The organism is Micromonospora sp. LZ34 (assembly GCF_052981855.1).
This window is the reverse complement of record NZ_JBRIQN010000023.1, coordinates 104,571-117,459: the sequence shown is the minus strand read 5'-3', so window position 1 is coordinate 117,459 and position 12,889 is coordinate 104,571. Positions and strand designations below refer to the sequence as shown.

The window sequence follows — 12,889 nt, the reverse complement described above, 5'->3', positions numbered from 1 at the left end:
GACGAGCGCGCCGCCGTGGTGGCCATCGCCACCGCACTGCAGGAGTCGAAGCTGGAGAACCTGGGTCACCTGGGTGAGCGCAACGACCACGACTCGCAGGGCCTGTTCCAGCAGCGCCCGTCCTCGGGTTGGGGCACGGTCGAGCAGATCACCGACCCGGAGTACTCGACCAAGGCGTTCCTGAAGGGTCTCAAGCAGGTCGACGGGTGGCAGGACATGCCGCTGACCAAGGCCGCCCAGACCGTGCAGGTCTCGGCCTACCCGTTCCACTACGCCCAGTGGGAGCAGCAGGCCGCCGACCTCGTCGCCAAGCACTGGAACAACTGACACAGACATTCCTCACAGGGGGACTGCTGGCCGGCACCCAACGGGTGCCGGCCAGCAGCACATCCACCGCCACTGGCCGGCACCCACAACGGGGTGCCGGCCAGCGGCGCATCCGGGTCCTGTCCGCAGACGACGCGGGCACCAGCGGATGCGCCCACCACCAACCGCGACCTACGACCCGGGCACGACCACGACGCGGGTGTGGCCCGCCGTGCCCGGCGCAGGGATCAAGCCTGACCGCCCGGAGCCGGGCACGGCGGGCCACACCCCACCACCGCAAGCTGGGCCACACCCGCCGCACCCGCGCCAGGCAGACAGGCGCACGGAATCCGACCCACGACCGCGGGAACAACCAGACCCACCCCCCGGTTGAGTCAGATGTCGGTGTGACCAGTGTCCCCGGGCCTCACCACTACTGCCTTCGCGGAATACCGTCCGGCTGGAGCCGCGTCGCGCCACTCGCCGAGAGGCGACCTGCACACCGACACCCCAACGCCGCCCCCGGAGCCCACGTGCCCCGGGGGCGGCGCTGTCTACGCCCGGAGCCACCGGTCGCGCCAGGGCCGGGTGGAGGCACGGGCAGAACGGCGACGGCCCCCGGTCGCCTCGCGGTGCTGCCGGGGGCCGTCGTGCGCGCGGACTCAGGTGGCGCTGATGGTGCCGGTCATCAGCAGGGCGAGGACCAGGGTGCCCAGCGCGACCCGGTAGAGCACGAAGACGTACAGGGTGTGGTGGGCGACGTAGCGCAGCAGCCAGGCGATGGCCGCGTACCCGATGCCGAACGCGATGATCGTGGCGACGATCATCTGGGCGACGCTCGGCACCGACGTGCCGGGGGCGGCCGGTTCGAAGACGTCGCCGACGCTGAAGATCCCGGACATCACCACGGCCGGGATGGCCAGCAGGAACGAGTACCGGGCCGCCGCCTCCCGGGTCAGGTTGAGCAGCAGCCCGGCGGTGAGCGTGCCGCCGGAGCGGGACACCCCGGGGATCAGCGCCATCGCCTGGGCGAAGCCCATCACCACGCCGTCACGCATCCGGAAGTTCTCCAGGGTGCGGGTCTGCCGGCCCCAGTACTCGGCGAAGGCGAGCACGAACGCGAAGACGATCAGGGTGGCGGCCACCAGCCAGAGGTTGCGGCCGGCGGTACGGATCTGGTCCTTGAACAGGAAGCCGAACAGCCCGATCGGAATCGAGCCGATGATGACGTACCAGCCCATCCGGTAGTCGAGGCTGGAGCGGACGGACTTGTCCCGGAGACCGACCAGCCACGTCCGGGTGATCCGCCAGATGTCCTTGGCGAAGTAGATGAGCACCGCCGCCTCGGTGCCCAACTGGGTCACCGCGGTGAACGACGCGCCGGCGTCCCGGTCGAAGAAGATCGCGGAGGTGATCCGCAGATGCCCCGACGAGCTGACCGGGAGGAACTCCGTCAGTCCCTGGACGATGCCGAGGACGATGGCTTCGACCCAGGTCACTCGCCGACTCCGGCGAGGTCGAACGCCTCGGCGACGGTACGCAGGGTCTGCACCCCGCTGTCCCGGTCGGCGGCGAACAGGCTCACCGACAGGGTGGTGACGCCGGCGGCGGCGTACTCCCGCATCCGCTCGGCGATGCGCTCCTTCGGTCCGAGCAGCGAGGTGCGGTCGATGAACTCCATCGGCACCGCGGCGGCGGCGTCGCGCTGCCGCTTGGCGAGGTAGAGGTCCTGCACCTCGCGGGCGGCGTCGCCGTACCCCATCCGGGTGGCCAGCTGGTTGTAGAAGTTCTGCTGCCGGCTGCCCATGCCGCCAACGTAGAGGGCGGCGTACCAGCGGACCAGCTCGGCGCAGGTGGCGATGTCGTCGCCGACGACCACCGGAACGGACGGCACCACGTCGAAGCCGGCCAGCTCCTTGCCGACCTTGGCCCGCCCGGCCCGCACCGAGGCCAGCTGCTCCTCGGCGAACTCCGGCGCGTAGAAGACGGCCAGCCAGCCGTCCGCGATCTCCCCGGCCAGCTCCAGGTTCTTCGGGCCGACCGCGGCCAGGTAGATCGGGATGTGCTCGCGCGGCGGGTGGAAGCCGAGCCGCAGCGCCTTGCCCGGACCGTCGGGCAGCGGCAGCGTGTAGAACTCGCCGTCGTAGGCGACCTCCTTGCGCGCCACGGCCAGCTTCACGATGTCCACGTACTCGCGGGTGCGGGCCAGCGGCTTGGCGAACCGGACGCCGTGCCAGCCCTCGGAGACCTGCGGGCCGGAGACGCCCAGGCCGAGCCGGAACCGGCCGCCGGATAGGGCGTCGATGGTCGCCGCGGTCATCGCGGTCATCGCCGGGGTGCGGGCGGGGATCTGCATCACCGCGGCGCCCACGTCGATCCGCTCGGTCTGGCCGGCCATCCAGGCGAGCATGCTCGGCGAGTCGGAGCCGTAGGCCTCCGCCGCCCACACCACCGAGTAGCCGAGCCGGTCCGCCTCCTGGGCCAGGGCCAGGTGGTCGGCTGGCGTACTCCACGCCGTCTGGTATCCGAGGCTGAGCCCGAGTCGCACTGGTCCTCCCCCATCCGCACCACAGGTCGCACCAGGTTACGCAATACCGAACGCGGGGCCGATCACCGGCTCACCGGTTCGGCCCGGACCTCGGCGTCCACGGCGCCGACGGGTCGGGCGGACGGGCGGGTGCGGGCGGCCGGGCGGACCAGCGGGGACCGGGCCGAGCGGACACCCGGCCGGGCCGGCAGACTCGACGGCAGCGAGGATATCCGTCGGGCCCGGTTCGAAATAAGGTTCACCCATGCAACAGCGACCGCTCGGCCGAAGCGGGCTGGCGGTTTCGCGGCTCGCTCTCGGCACCATGACCTGGGGCCGGGACACCGACGCCGACGATGCGGCCGCCCAGCTGAAGAGTTACCTCGACGCCGGCGGCAACCTCATCGACACGGCCGACGTCTACGGCGACGGCGACGCCGAGTCGGTGATCGGTTCGCTGCTGGGCACCCTGGTCCCCCGCGACGGGCTGCTGATTGCCACCAAGGCGGGGCTGCGGCCGGGCAGCGGCCGCCGGCGCGACGGCTCGCGCGGGCACCTGCTGCGTACGCTCGACGCCTCGCTGCGCCGGCTCGGCACCGACCACGTCGACCTGTTCCAAGTGCACGGCTACGACCCGGACACCCCGCTGGAGGAGACCCTCGCGGCGTTGGACCACGCGGTGGCCAGCGGCCGGGTCCGCTACGTCGGGGTGTCGAACTTCTCCGGCTGGCAGACCGCCCGCGCCGCCACCTGGCAGGCCGCCTGGCCGGGGCGGGCCCCGGTGGTGGCCGCGCAGGTGGAGTACTCGCTGCTGGAGCGGGGCGTGGAGCGGGAGGTGCTGCCGGCCTGCGAGGCGCTCGGGCTGGGCGTGCTGCCCTGGTCGCCACTGGGCCGCGGGGTGCTCACCGGCAAGTACCGGCACGGCCGACCGGCCGACTCCCGGGCGGCGTCGCCGCACTTCGAGCGGTTCGTCGCCACCTACCTGGAGCCGCGCTGCTCCAGCATCGTGGAGGCGGTGGCCACCGCGGCCGGCGGGCTCGGGGTCTCCCCGCTGGAAGTGGCGCTGGCCTGGATCCGGGACCGCCCGGGGGTGGTGGCGCCGATCCTCGGCGCCCGGACCGTCGGTCAGCTGCTCGGCGCGCTGCAGGTGGAACGGATGACGTTGCCGGAGGAGATCACCACCGCCCTGGACGACGTGTCGGCTGTCCCGGTGGGTTACCCGGAACGGGACGGCTGACCGGCGGGTCAGGTCGACGGGCGCTGGCCGGGGATGCCCTGGACGGCGCCGAGGAACCGGGACTGGTCGTCCCGGGTGGCCGGATTGACGATGCGGATCCAGGACCCGTCGTCGAACACGATGGTCGACGGGAACTGCATCAGCCGCGCCCCGCCCTCGGAGTCGATCCGGGCCACCCGGCCGCGTTCCACGCTCCACAGCAGCCGGGGCTGGCGGTTGTCCGGCCGGCCCTCGTCCGGGCGGCGGCCCATCCGCAGCAGGTGCAGGTGGGTGTCCGTGACGGCGAGCGGGGTGCCGGTGTAGCGCTCGAGGAAGAGCAGCAGGCTGCCGGCGAGGCTGGCCAGGTCGCCGCTGAAGACGTACCGCCGCCGGTAGGCGATCTCGGCGAGCTGGTCGGCCAGCGGGCGGTAGCGGCTGAGCCGGAACAGGGCCCGGAACGCCTCCTGCTCCTCGGTCAGCGGCAGCGGCTCCCGGGCCGGGGCCGGGTGCGGCGACGCGGTTTCCGGCGCCTCCTCCCCGGGCAGGCCGGCCGCGACCGCGGCGGCCTTGCCCGGGAGCAGGAGCACGCCCGCGGCCAGCCGCACCGGGGTCATCACCGCGTCCACCCAGACCACCGGGTTGACGATGTTGAGCAGCCCGAACAGCGCCCGGGGGTCGAGCGCCTCGGCCACCTCGCCGGCCACCCGGTCGGTGAGCTGGCTGCCCGCGCGGTGCAGCTCCGGCGCCCGGACCGGGGCCAGCCCGACGTAACGGACCTGCTGCCCGGGCACCAGCGGCGCGACCAGGGCGCGCTCGGGCTCGTCGCTGGTGCGGAACTCGTCGCGCAGCTCGCGGGCCTTGTCCCGGGCCGCCCGCGCGCCGCCGAGCACCGCATCGGTGAGCCGCCCGAGCCGACCCCGCGCACCTCCGGTCACGCCGTACCTCCTCGATCGACCGTCACCGGCCCGCCGGCTGCTCCGCGGGTGGCTGACCGAAGACATTGTGGTCGATCCAGTCGGCGCCGCTCTGCACCGCCTGGTCCACCTGGTCGTCGATCTGGTCGGCGCCGGGCACGGAGAGGCCGCTGGCGACCGCGACGGTGCCCCACGTGACCCCGTGCACGACCGTGTTCGGCACGTTCCACGGCAGGTTGGTGGCCCAGTCCCGGCCGATCATCCGGGCCCCGTCGGCCATGCCGTGGCTGCGCAGCACACCCATCCGCTCGAAGGTGCTCATGTCGAACGGCGACCCGGACTTGCCGAGCTTGTAGGTGCCCTTCGTCGGGTCCATGAACTTGTGGTACCACTTGTCCGCCTTCCCGGCGGCGCGCCGCTTGTCGGCGTACTTCTGGCCGGTGCGCAGCGCCTTCTGCTTGTCGACCAGCTTGTCCAGGTGGTTGCGCAGCTTGCGCAGGTAGAAGAGCACCCGCTGGAGCAGCCGGATGACCTTCTGCAGGTGCGCGGCGAGCGGCCGGATGACCTTGAGAGCCCGGGTGACCGCGATCAGGCCCCGGGTCACCGCCAGCGCCATGCCGGCCGCCCAGGACGCCCCGGCGGTGAACGGCGCCATCAGCAGCGCGGTGACCAGCGTGACCAGCAGCCAGTTCACGAACTCGACGCAGAGGTCCACCAGCACGTCGTGCACGGTCTGCAGGCCGTCGGCGACGCCGCGGAGGTATTCGGCGGTGGCGGCGAACTGCTCGCCGAGGTCGAGCAGCTGCTGCTCCACCTCGGCCAGTCGGCGCCCGTACGCCTCACCGGACGGTGACCGCCACCCGGCCTGCGCGGCCTCGCGGGCGCCGCGGTGATGCTGCGCCAGCTCCCGCACCTGCGCGGCCAGCGCGTCCCACTCGGTGGCCTTGGCGCGCAGCGCCGCTGGCTCCCCGTCGACCATGTCGACGAGCTGGATGAGCGGCCAGGCCAGCGTGCGGCACACGCTGTCGACCGCCTCGTGCACGCCGGAGAGCGCGTTGTCGATGCCGTTCCACAGCTGGACGGCGCTGCCGGCCGGCCCGCTCATCGCGGCATCCCGGACTGGATGGCCTTGAAGCCGGCGTCGATGTCCTGCTCGTTGCGCTCGTACGCCTCCGCCGTGCCGGCCAGCGCGTCGCCGACCCGCTGGAACGCGTCCTGGGCCGAGCGGAACAGCTCCTGCCCGCCCTCGACCTGCTCGGCGTACTTCTCCCGCAGCATGTCGCTGGCGAACGGCAGGTGGCCGAAGGCGTCCGACGGCACGTCGCCGGCCGAGGCGATCCGGCTCTCCAGCGCGGCGAGCGAGCTGGCGACCTGCTTCGCGGCGGTCTCCAGTCGACGCACCGCGTGCACGTCGACCTCGATGTCTGGCGGCATGGCCGTTCCTCCCCCGTATGTCCCGGCGCAACGAAGATACGATCAGCCGGCCGCGGGCACCACCCCGGTGCCACCGTCCACGGGGGAGGAATCTCATGGCTGACCCGTTGTCCGCGTTCGACGCGCTCGCCGGACGGATCGCCGACATCGAACGCCGCTTCGCCGGGCTCCGCGACGACCTGGCCGAACTCTCCGGCACCGCGACCGACGAGAGCGGCCTGGTCACCGCGACCGTCGACGCCACCGGGGCGCTCACCGACCTGAACCTCGCGCCGACCGCGTTGCGGGTCGGCACCGAGGCGCTGGCGGAAATGGTGCTGGAGGCGTACCGGCGGGCCAAGGCGGCAGCGGCCGAGCAGTTCGACGAGCGCACCGAGGGCCTCGACGCGAAGCTCGGCGCCGGGCTGACCGAGCTGTTCGGCACGCCGGGCGACTTCTCGGCGATGGGCCGCCTGGAGGAGACCATCGGCCGGCTGGGGCGGCTCGACGGCCGCCTGCCCGGCTCGCCGGCATGACCGCGCCGAGCTGGCCGGAGATCGTCACCCGGTTGCGCGACACGCTCGCCCGCTGCGACCGGGACACCGATCTGGAGCTGGCCGCCGATCCCCGCCGGCTGCACCTGCTGGTGCGCCGGGAGACGGTCCGGTTGGTCTGCCCCGGCTACGACGAGGGGCGCCTGACCGCGCTCGGCTGGCAGCGGCCGGGCGACGGCGGCGGATGGTGGTACGAGACGCCGCGCACCCCGGAGCGCCTCGACTGGCTCGCCGTGTTCGTGGCGCGGACCGCGGCCGAGGTGCTCACCGACGACCCGGGCACGCTGTCCTGCCGGGCCCTGCCACCGGAACCCACCACCGGTCACCCGGACGCGGCACCCGGCCAGCCGGCGGCCGCACCGGCCGCCGACCTGCCCGGCCAGCCGCCCGGCGAACGGACGGCGGTGGCCGACGCGGAGCCCGGAGGCCCGGACGCCACGGGCGCCGCGGAGCGGCCCGTGGCGGAACTCCTCGCCGAGGCCGCCGGCCGGCGTGACCTCCCCGGCTACCTGGGGGTGCTGGCCACCGCCACGGTGTGCGTACCGCTGGCGGCGGAGCCGACCCCGGACGCCGAATTCCCGTGGACGGTGGTCGCCGACCCGGCCGGCGCGCCGCTGCTGCCGGTCTTCACCTCACCGGACGCGTTGGCGGCCTTCGCCGGCGACGGGGTGCCGTTCGTCGCGCTGCCCTGCGCCGAGCTGTTCGGTGACTGGCCGGACCGGTCCTGGGGGCTGGTGGTGGACCCGGGCACCCCCCGCACGGTCGCACTGGCCGCGCCGGCCCTGACCGCCCTGCTCGCGGCGAACACCCCGGCCGGCTGACGCGTCCCGGTGGCGGGAGCGCGGCCGACCGGGCAGCGACGCCGGACGGCCGGCGCGGGGCGGCGGAAACCGGGCGTGGGCAGCGGCGCGGTTCACGGCGAGGGGGGTGGCGAACGGCCGTCGGGCTGGGCAGCATAGTGCCCATGGACTACGAATACGCGCCGCTGCGGTTGCCGCCGAACGTCGACCGGTTGACCGCCGCGGCGCAGCTGGCGATCCAGGCGGAGTTCTCCGGATGGGAGTTGGCCCGGGTGCGGCTGTTCCGGGACGGTACGCGGCAGGTGTGGCTGCGTCGCCGGCGGATCAACCAGCCGCAGCCGGGCCTGTCGTACTGACGGCCCGGGCGCGGGGCGGAGGTCCCGCGTCGGCGGCGCCCCGGAGCCCGTGCCGCGCGGGCCGGGCCCCGGGGCGTCCCGCCCTGCCTAGTGGGCGTGGTCGTGCTCGTCGTCGAGCTCCAGGAACGGGTGCTCGTCGAGCCGGCCGACCAGCCGGTCGTCGGCGCCCGGCTGGAACGGGCCGACCGGGTCGTCGTCGTCGAACGACTCCAGGTCGACCGGGGTGCCGACCTCGCTGACCATGACCACCCCGTCGAGCGGCTCCAGCTCCGGGATGTCCAGCGCGCCGAGCGAGCCGTCGCCGCTCTGCAGCAGCTCCAGCACCGCCTCGCCGACGCCCTCCACCGGGGCGGCCTCGTCCTCCTCGGGGGTGCCCTCCCGCCGGGCCACCTCGGCCACCCGGATCAGCGCCGAGACGCTCGGCACCCGGTAGTCCCGCCGCTGGCGCACCGAGATCACCCGCGGGTGCGGGTCGGTGGCCTCCACGCCCTCCGCGCCGCCGAAGCGCTGGTCGGCCTCGTCCGGGTCGATGGACTCGACGTCCCAGGGGGTGACCTCGCCGAAGGCGTCCAGGAGTTGCTCGTCGTACGCGTAGGACGCGTTGTTCAACGCCACGTACGCCTGCCAGACGTCGTCGTCGTCGATGCGGCCCTGCGCGGCGCGGACGGCGGCCAGGTGGTGGCGGGCCGCTTCGATCACGCGCTCGAGGGCGGCGTCCAGCTCACCGTGCTGGTCGGTCATGTGAGTGCAGTCCCTTCACGATGGGGAGGCCCGTGCCCGGCCGGGTGTGCACCGGACACGGCTAGCAGGTGCGGAGGAACCGGTCGAGAACCCGCACGCCGAACTGTAGTCCGTCCACCGGGACCCGCTCGTCGATGCCGTGGAACAGCGCGGAGAAGTTCAGGTCGGCCGGCAGCCGCAGCGGCGCGAAGCCGAAGCACCGGATGCCGAGCTGGGAGAACGCCTTGGCGTCGGTGCCGCCGGAGAGCATGTACGGCACCGGGCGGGCGCCCGGGTCCTCGGCGCGCAGCGCCGCGGACATCGCCTCGACCAGGTCGCCGTCGAAGGTGGTCTCCAGCGCCGGCTGGCGCTGGATGTACTCGATCGCGATGTCCGGGCCGATCAGCTCGCGCAGCTGCCGCTCCAGCAGCTCCGACTGCCCGGGCAGGCTGCGGCAGTCGATGGTCGCGGTGGCCCGGCCGGGGATGACGTTGTCCTTGTAGCCGGCGGCCAGCCGGGTCGGGTTGGCGGTGTTGCGGATGGTCGCGCCGATGATGTTGGCGATCGGGCCGAGCTTGGCGATGGCGGTCTCCGGGTCGTCCGGGTCCAGCTCGATGCCGAGCAGGTCGGAGACCTCCTCCAGGAACGCCCGCACGGTGTCGGTGACCACCACCGGGAAGCGGTGCCGGCCGATCCGGGCGACCGCCTCGGCGAGCGCGGTGACCGCGTTGTCGTCGTGCACCATCGAGCCGTGCCCGGGCCGGCCCTTGGCGTGCAGCCGCAGCCAGTCGATGCCCTTCTCGGCGGTCTCGATGAGGTAGAGCCGCTGGGTGTCGTTGACCGAGTACGAGAAGCCGCCGACCTCGCCGATCGCCTCGGTGCAGCCGTCGAAGAGGTCGCGGTGCCGCTGGACCAGGAAGTGCGCGCCGTAGTCGCTGCCCGCCTCCTCGTCGGCGGTGTAGGCCAGTACGATGTCGCGCGGCGGGCGGACCCCGGTGCGCTGCCAGTGCCGGACCACGGCCAGCACCATCGCGTCGAAGTCCTTCATGTCGATCGCGCCCCGGCCCCACAGGTAGCCGTCGCGCAGCTCGCCCGAGAACGGGTGCACCGACCACTCGTCGGGGTCGGCGGGCACCACGTCGAGGTGGCCGTGCACCAGCAGCGCCCCGCGCCCCGGGTCGGCGCCGGGGATGCGGGCCACCAGGTTGGCCCGACCCGGCGCGGACTCGTGGATCACCGGCTCGACGCCCACCTCGGCCAGCTTCTCCGCCACGTACTCGGCGGCGCGGCGTTCACCCACGCTGGTGTCGTTGTCCCCGGTGTTGGTGGTGTCGATCCGCAGCAGGTCGCGGCAGAGGTCGACGACCTCGGCGGCGGGATCGGGTCGGGCGGAGGCGGCGTCGCTCGTCATCGCATCTTCATACCAGCCGGCCGCGGTTTCGGCGGAGACGCCGCCGGGTACCGCCGGACGCGACCGCGCCCCCACCGCCGCCCGCCACCCGAGGAGGGCACCATGACCGTTCCGCTGCCGCCGCTGCCGCCCGCGCCCGAGGAGAGCTACCGGCCGGGCGGGCGCAGCATCGCCGACATCGTCTCCGGCGAGCATCGCCAGCTGCTGGAGCTGGTGGACCGGCTCACCGGAGCGCAGGACCCGCCGGCGGACGGGGTGCAGGTGCTCACCGCCGCGCTGTCCCGGCACCTGTCCGCCGAGGAGCAGTACCTGCTGCCCGCCGTGCGGGCGGCCCGGCCGGAGGCCGCGGCGCGGGTGGACCGCGAGATCGAGGCCGACGCCGGGCTGCTCACCGCGCTCAAGGAGGCGACCGGTCTGGCCGAGGTGGCCGAGCGGGTCCGCCGGCACGTTGCCGGGGTCGACGCGCTGGTCGCGGAGCTGCGCGAGGTGGCCACCACGGAGGAGCTGATCCGGCTCGGCAACCGGCTGGAGATCGCCGAGGAGGCCGCGCCGACCCGGCCGCACCCGGCCACCCCGGCGACGCCGCCGTGGAACCGGATCGTCGAGCCGGCGGTGGGTGTGGTGGACAAGGTGCGCGACGTGGTCTCCGGCCGGCCCACCTACCTGGCCGACCTGCCCGGGCCGCCCGAGGGATGACCGGCCGTCGGCCGCACCGTCCGGCCGGGCCCGCACATATCGGGAAGCGTTGATCCGTACGGGCCCTTCCCGCAGGCTGCCCGGTGGACCTACCGTCACTTCATGAATCTGGAGCTGCGACACCTGAGGGTGGTCTGCGCGATCGCGGAGACGGGGAGCGTGACCAAGGCGGCATCGACGCTCGGCCTGGCCCAGCCGGCGCTCACCGCCCAGCTCCAGCGCATCGAGCGGACCCTGGGCGGGCCGCTGTTCGAGCGGGACCGCCGCGGCGCCCGGCCCACCGCGCTCGGCGAGCTGGTGCTCGCCCGGGCCCGGGTGCTGCTGCCGGCGATGAAGGGCCTCCAGGACGAGGCGGCCCGGCTGGCCGGGGCCGGCGACGCGCCCCGGCGGTACCGCTTCGGCGGGGTGAACAGCCCGATCCTCGGCCGGCTGGTGCACCGGCTCGCCGCCGAGCAGCCGCAGGCGCAGATCAGCACGTACGCCTCCTGGTCGGTCGACGAGCTGGCCCAGCTGGTGGCCGGCGGCCGCCTCGACTACGCGCTGAGCGGGGTCTGCGGCGACTCCACGCCGTCGGCGGAGTTCGGGCTGAGCTGGCGGGAGGTGGCGGTGGACCCGGTGCTGGTGCTGCTGCCGGAGATCCACCCGCTGGCCGACCGGGACGAGGTGCGCCTGGTCGACCTGCGCCACGAGCAGTGGGTGGCCGCGCCGGGCGACGGGTGCTTCGGCGACTGCTTCGCCGCCGCCTGCGCCCGCGCCGGCTTCACCCCGCGCAAGGTGTACGAGGCCGACGTGCGCGGCTGCGTGGACCTGGTGGACGCCGGCGAGGCGGTGGCGCTGTGCCAGGCCACCTTCCGCCCGGTGGCCGGCCTGGTGACCCGGCGGCTGGCCGGGACCCCGCTGCGCTGGCGGCTGATGCTGGGCTGGCACCCGGACTCCCCCGCCGCGCTCGGCGCCGAACTGGTGCTGGAGACGGCGCTGGCGGCGTACACCGACGCGCTGGCGCCGCACCCGGCGTACCTGGCCTGGCTGCTGCGCAATCCGGACTTCGGGGTGCGCGGCCCGGCGGCGGCCCGGCCGGTCGCCGGGGCGCGCGGGGTGCGAACCGCCTGACGGCGGGTATCTGCCCGGCATGACCGACCTCGACCCCGCCGCCGACGACCGTGAGACGCTGCTCCGGGCGGCCGCCGCGCACACCGCCGCCGCCCAGGACGTGGAGTCCTTCCTGCGCCGCCTGCCGGACGTGCCCGCCGCGTCGGACATCACCGAGTACGCCAACCTGCTCACCCGCGAGCAGCGGCAGCGCGCCGACCGCGAGGCCGCCGCCGACGCCGTCGGTCTCACCATCGGCAGCCTCGAGTCCGACCAGGGCACCTGACCCCGGCCCGACCACGACACGTCGTCGTCACCCGCTCGGGGTGACGACGACGTCGTGCGGTGTCTCAGCGTTCGACGAGGACGTCGTGGCCGAGGTCGAGCAGGGCGTGCCGCCACTCGTCGTCGGCGTTGCCGCGCGGCGGCTTGGCCTCCAGCAGGTTCTGGATCTCGTCGATCGCGTCCTGCATCACCTTGATGTCTTCCGGGGTCAGGTCGACCTTGCGCTTGCTCAGCACCTTGAGGATCTGCCGGCCCGGCTCGGGCAGGTCGAGGTCCGGGTCCGGCCCGAACGACTCCTCCCCGGAGCCGCGGGTCAGCAGCCACTGTCGGAGCTTCTCGGACGGGACGTTCACCTGGGCGTGGAAGTCGTCCCAGAGCACCTCCACCTCGGGCTCGAGCCGCTGCTCTCGTACCATCAGCCCTCCTCTCCGGGCGGCGGCCCGGACGTACCCGGGTCCCCCTCCTCGTCGTCGTCGGTCCGCCGACCCAGCCCCTCCGGCGGCACCCGCACCCGGGCGGGGTTAGCCGTCGGCGGCGCCACGATCGGATCGGTGCGTTCGCTCTCGTCCCGGCTCTCCTCGGGTTCGGTCATGGTCCGCCCT

At 74.1% G+C, this 12,889-nt stretch carries 16 protein-coding genes and 1 pseudogene; 8 read left to right on the top strand and 9 right to left on the bottom strand.

Annotation, left to right across the window (positions count from 1 at the left end):
- A pseudogene (locus tag ACVCAH_RS23455) lies at positions 1–327 on the top strand (hypothetical protein); the annotation flags it as partial.
- 641 nt (positions 328–968) lie between these two features.
- Here ACVCAH_RS23455 and ACVCAH_RS23450 read toward each other — a convergent pair.
- A complete protein-coding gene (locus ACVCAH_RS23450; RefSeq protein ID WP_447138340.1) occupies positions 969–1,805 on the bottom strand; it encodes an undecaprenyl-diphosphate phosphatase in 837 nt (278 codons plus the stop codon).
- A complete protein-coding gene (locus tag ACVCAH_RS23445) occupies positions 1,802–2,854 on the bottom strand; it encodes an LLM class F420-dependent oxidoreductase (RefSeq protein ID WP_447138339.1) in 1,053 nt (350 codons plus the stop codon). Before ACVCAH_RS23445 ends, ACVCAH_RS23450 begins: the two co-directional genes overlap by 4 nt.
- 244 nt (positions 2,855–3,098) lie before the next feature.
- On the opposite strand from ACVCAH_RS23445, the gene ACVCAH_RS23440 reads away from it, so the two are divergent.
- Positions 3,099–4,070 (top strand): aldo/keto reductase, encoded by a 972-nt coding sequence (locus ACVCAH_RS23440; RefSeq protein WP_447138338.1) that lies wholly within the window; start codon positions 3,099–3,101, stop codon positions 4,068–4,070.
- Positions 4,071–4,078: 8 nt separating this feature from the next.
- Here the strand turns inward: ACVCAH_RS23440 and ACVCAH_RS23435 are convergent, their stop codons facing one another.
- The 3 genes from ACVCAH_RS23435 to ACVCAH_RS23425 are packed head-to-tail and all read right to left on the bottom strand — an operon-like array spanning position 4,079 to position 6,397.
- Positions 4,079–4,984: a hypothetical protein gene (locus ACVCAH_RS23435; RefSeq protein WP_447138337.1), complete on the bottom strand. Its 906-nt coding sequence runs from the start codon at positions 4,982–4,984 to the stop codon at positions 4,079–4,081.
- Between the two features lie 22 nt (positions 4,985–5,006).
- A complete protein-coding gene (locus ACVCAH_RS23430; protein WP_447138336.1) occupies positions 5,007–6,068 on the bottom strand; it encodes a WXG100 family type VII secretion target in 1,062 nt (353 codons plus the stop codon).
- A complete protein-coding gene (locus tag ACVCAH_RS23425) occupies positions 6,065–6,397 on the bottom strand; it encodes a hypothetical protein (RefSeq protein ID WP_447138335.1) in 333 nt (110 codons plus the stop codon). Before ACVCAH_RS23425 ends, ACVCAH_RS23430 begins: the two co-directional genes overlap by 4 nt.
- A gap of 95 nt (positions 6,398–6,492) precedes the next feature.
- On the opposite strand from ACVCAH_RS23425, the gene ACVCAH_RS23420 reads away from it, so the two are divergent.
- The 3 genes from ACVCAH_RS23420 to ACVCAH_RS23410 all read left to right on the top strand — a co-directional run bounded on the left by ACVCAH_RS23420 (position 6,493) and on the right by ACVCAH_RS23410 (position 8,086).
- The gene (locus ACVCAH_RS23420; protein ID WP_447138334.1) at positions 6,493–6,912 is read left to right on the top strand and encodes a YbaB/EbfC family nucleoid-associated protein; all 420 of its coding nucleotides are present in this window, start codon (positions 6,493–6,495) and stop codon (positions 6,910–6,912) included.
- Complete coding sequence (locus tag ACVCAH_RS23415) at positions 6,909–7,751, top strand: SseB family protein (protein ID WP_447138333.1); 843 nt, start codon at positions 6,909–6,911, stop codon at positions 7,749–7,751. Before ACVCAH_RS23420 ends, ACVCAH_RS23415 begins: the two co-directional genes overlap by 4 nt.
- A 143-nt stretch (positions 7,752–7,894) precedes the next feature.
- Positions 7,895–8,086 carry a DUF5703 family protein gene (locus tag ACVCAH_RS23410; RefSeq protein WP_447138332.1) on the top strand — a complete coding sequence of 64 codons (192 nt, stop codon included), beginning with the start codon at positions 7,895–7,897 and terminating at the stop codon, positions 8,084–8,086.
- Positions 8,087–8,173: 87 nt separating this feature from the next.
- Here the strand turns inward: ACVCAH_RS23410 and ACVCAH_RS23405 are convergent, their stop codons facing one another.
- Both ACVCAH_RS23405 and ACVCAH_RS23400 read right to left on the bottom strand, forming a co-directional pair.
- On the bottom strand, positions 8,174–8,827 hold the full coding sequence (locus tag ACVCAH_RS23405) for a hypothetical protein (protein WP_447138331.1): 654 nt from the start codon (positions 8,825–8,827) through the stop codon (positions 8,174–8,176).
- Positions 8,828–8,888: 61 nt separating this feature from the next.
- Positions 8,889–10,217, bottom strand: a complete 1,329-nt coding sequence (locus ACVCAH_RS23400) for a M20/M25/M40 family metallo-hydrolase (RefSeq protein WP_447138330.1) — start codon at positions 10,215–10,217, stop codon at positions 8,889–8,891.
- 102 nt (positions 10,218–10,319) lie between these two features.
- Here ACVCAH_RS23400 and ACVCAH_RS23395 point away from each other — a divergent pair, with 102 nt between their 5' ends.
- From ACVCAH_RS23395 to ACVCAH_RS23385, 3 genes are all read left to right on the top strand, one after another.
- Positions 10,320–10,913, top strand: a complete 594-nt coding sequence (locus tag ACVCAH_RS23395) for a hemerythrin domain-containing protein (RefSeq protein ID WP_447138329.1) — start codon at positions 10,320–10,322, stop codon at positions 10,911–10,913.
- A 102-nt stretch (positions 10,914–11,015) separates the two neighbouring features.
- Positions 11,016–12,023, top strand: coding sequence for a LysR family transcriptional regulator (locus ACVCAH_RS23390; RefSeq protein ID WP_447138328.1), 1,008 nt, complete (start codon positions 11,016–11,018; stop codon positions 12,021–12,023).
- A gap of 19 nt (positions 12,024–12,042) precedes the next feature.
- Complete coding sequence (locus ACVCAH_RS23385) at positions 12,043–12,288, top strand: hypothetical protein (RefSeq protein WP_447138327.1); 246 nt, start codon at positions 12,043–12,045, stop codon at positions 12,286–12,288.
- A 64-nt stretch (positions 12,289–12,352) separates the two neighbouring features.
- Here ACVCAH_RS23385 and ACVCAH_RS23380 read toward each other — a convergent pair whose 3' ends face one another.
- The gene (locus ACVCAH_RS23380) at positions 12,353–12,703 is read right to left on the bottom strand and encodes a DUF3140 domain-containing protein (protein WP_447138326.1); all 351 of its coding nucleotides are present in this window, start codon (positions 12,701–12,703) and stop codon (positions 12,353–12,355) included.
- The gene (locus ACVCAH_RS23375; RefSeq protein ID WP_447138325.1) at positions 12,703–12,879 is read right to left on the bottom strand and encodes a hypothetical protein; all 177 of its coding nucleotides are present in this window, start codon (positions 12,877–12,879) and stop codon (positions 12,703–12,705) included. Before ACVCAH_RS23375 ends, ACVCAH_RS23380 begins: the two co-directional genes overlap by 1 nt.
- Positions 12,880–12,889: the final 10 nt, after the last annotated feature.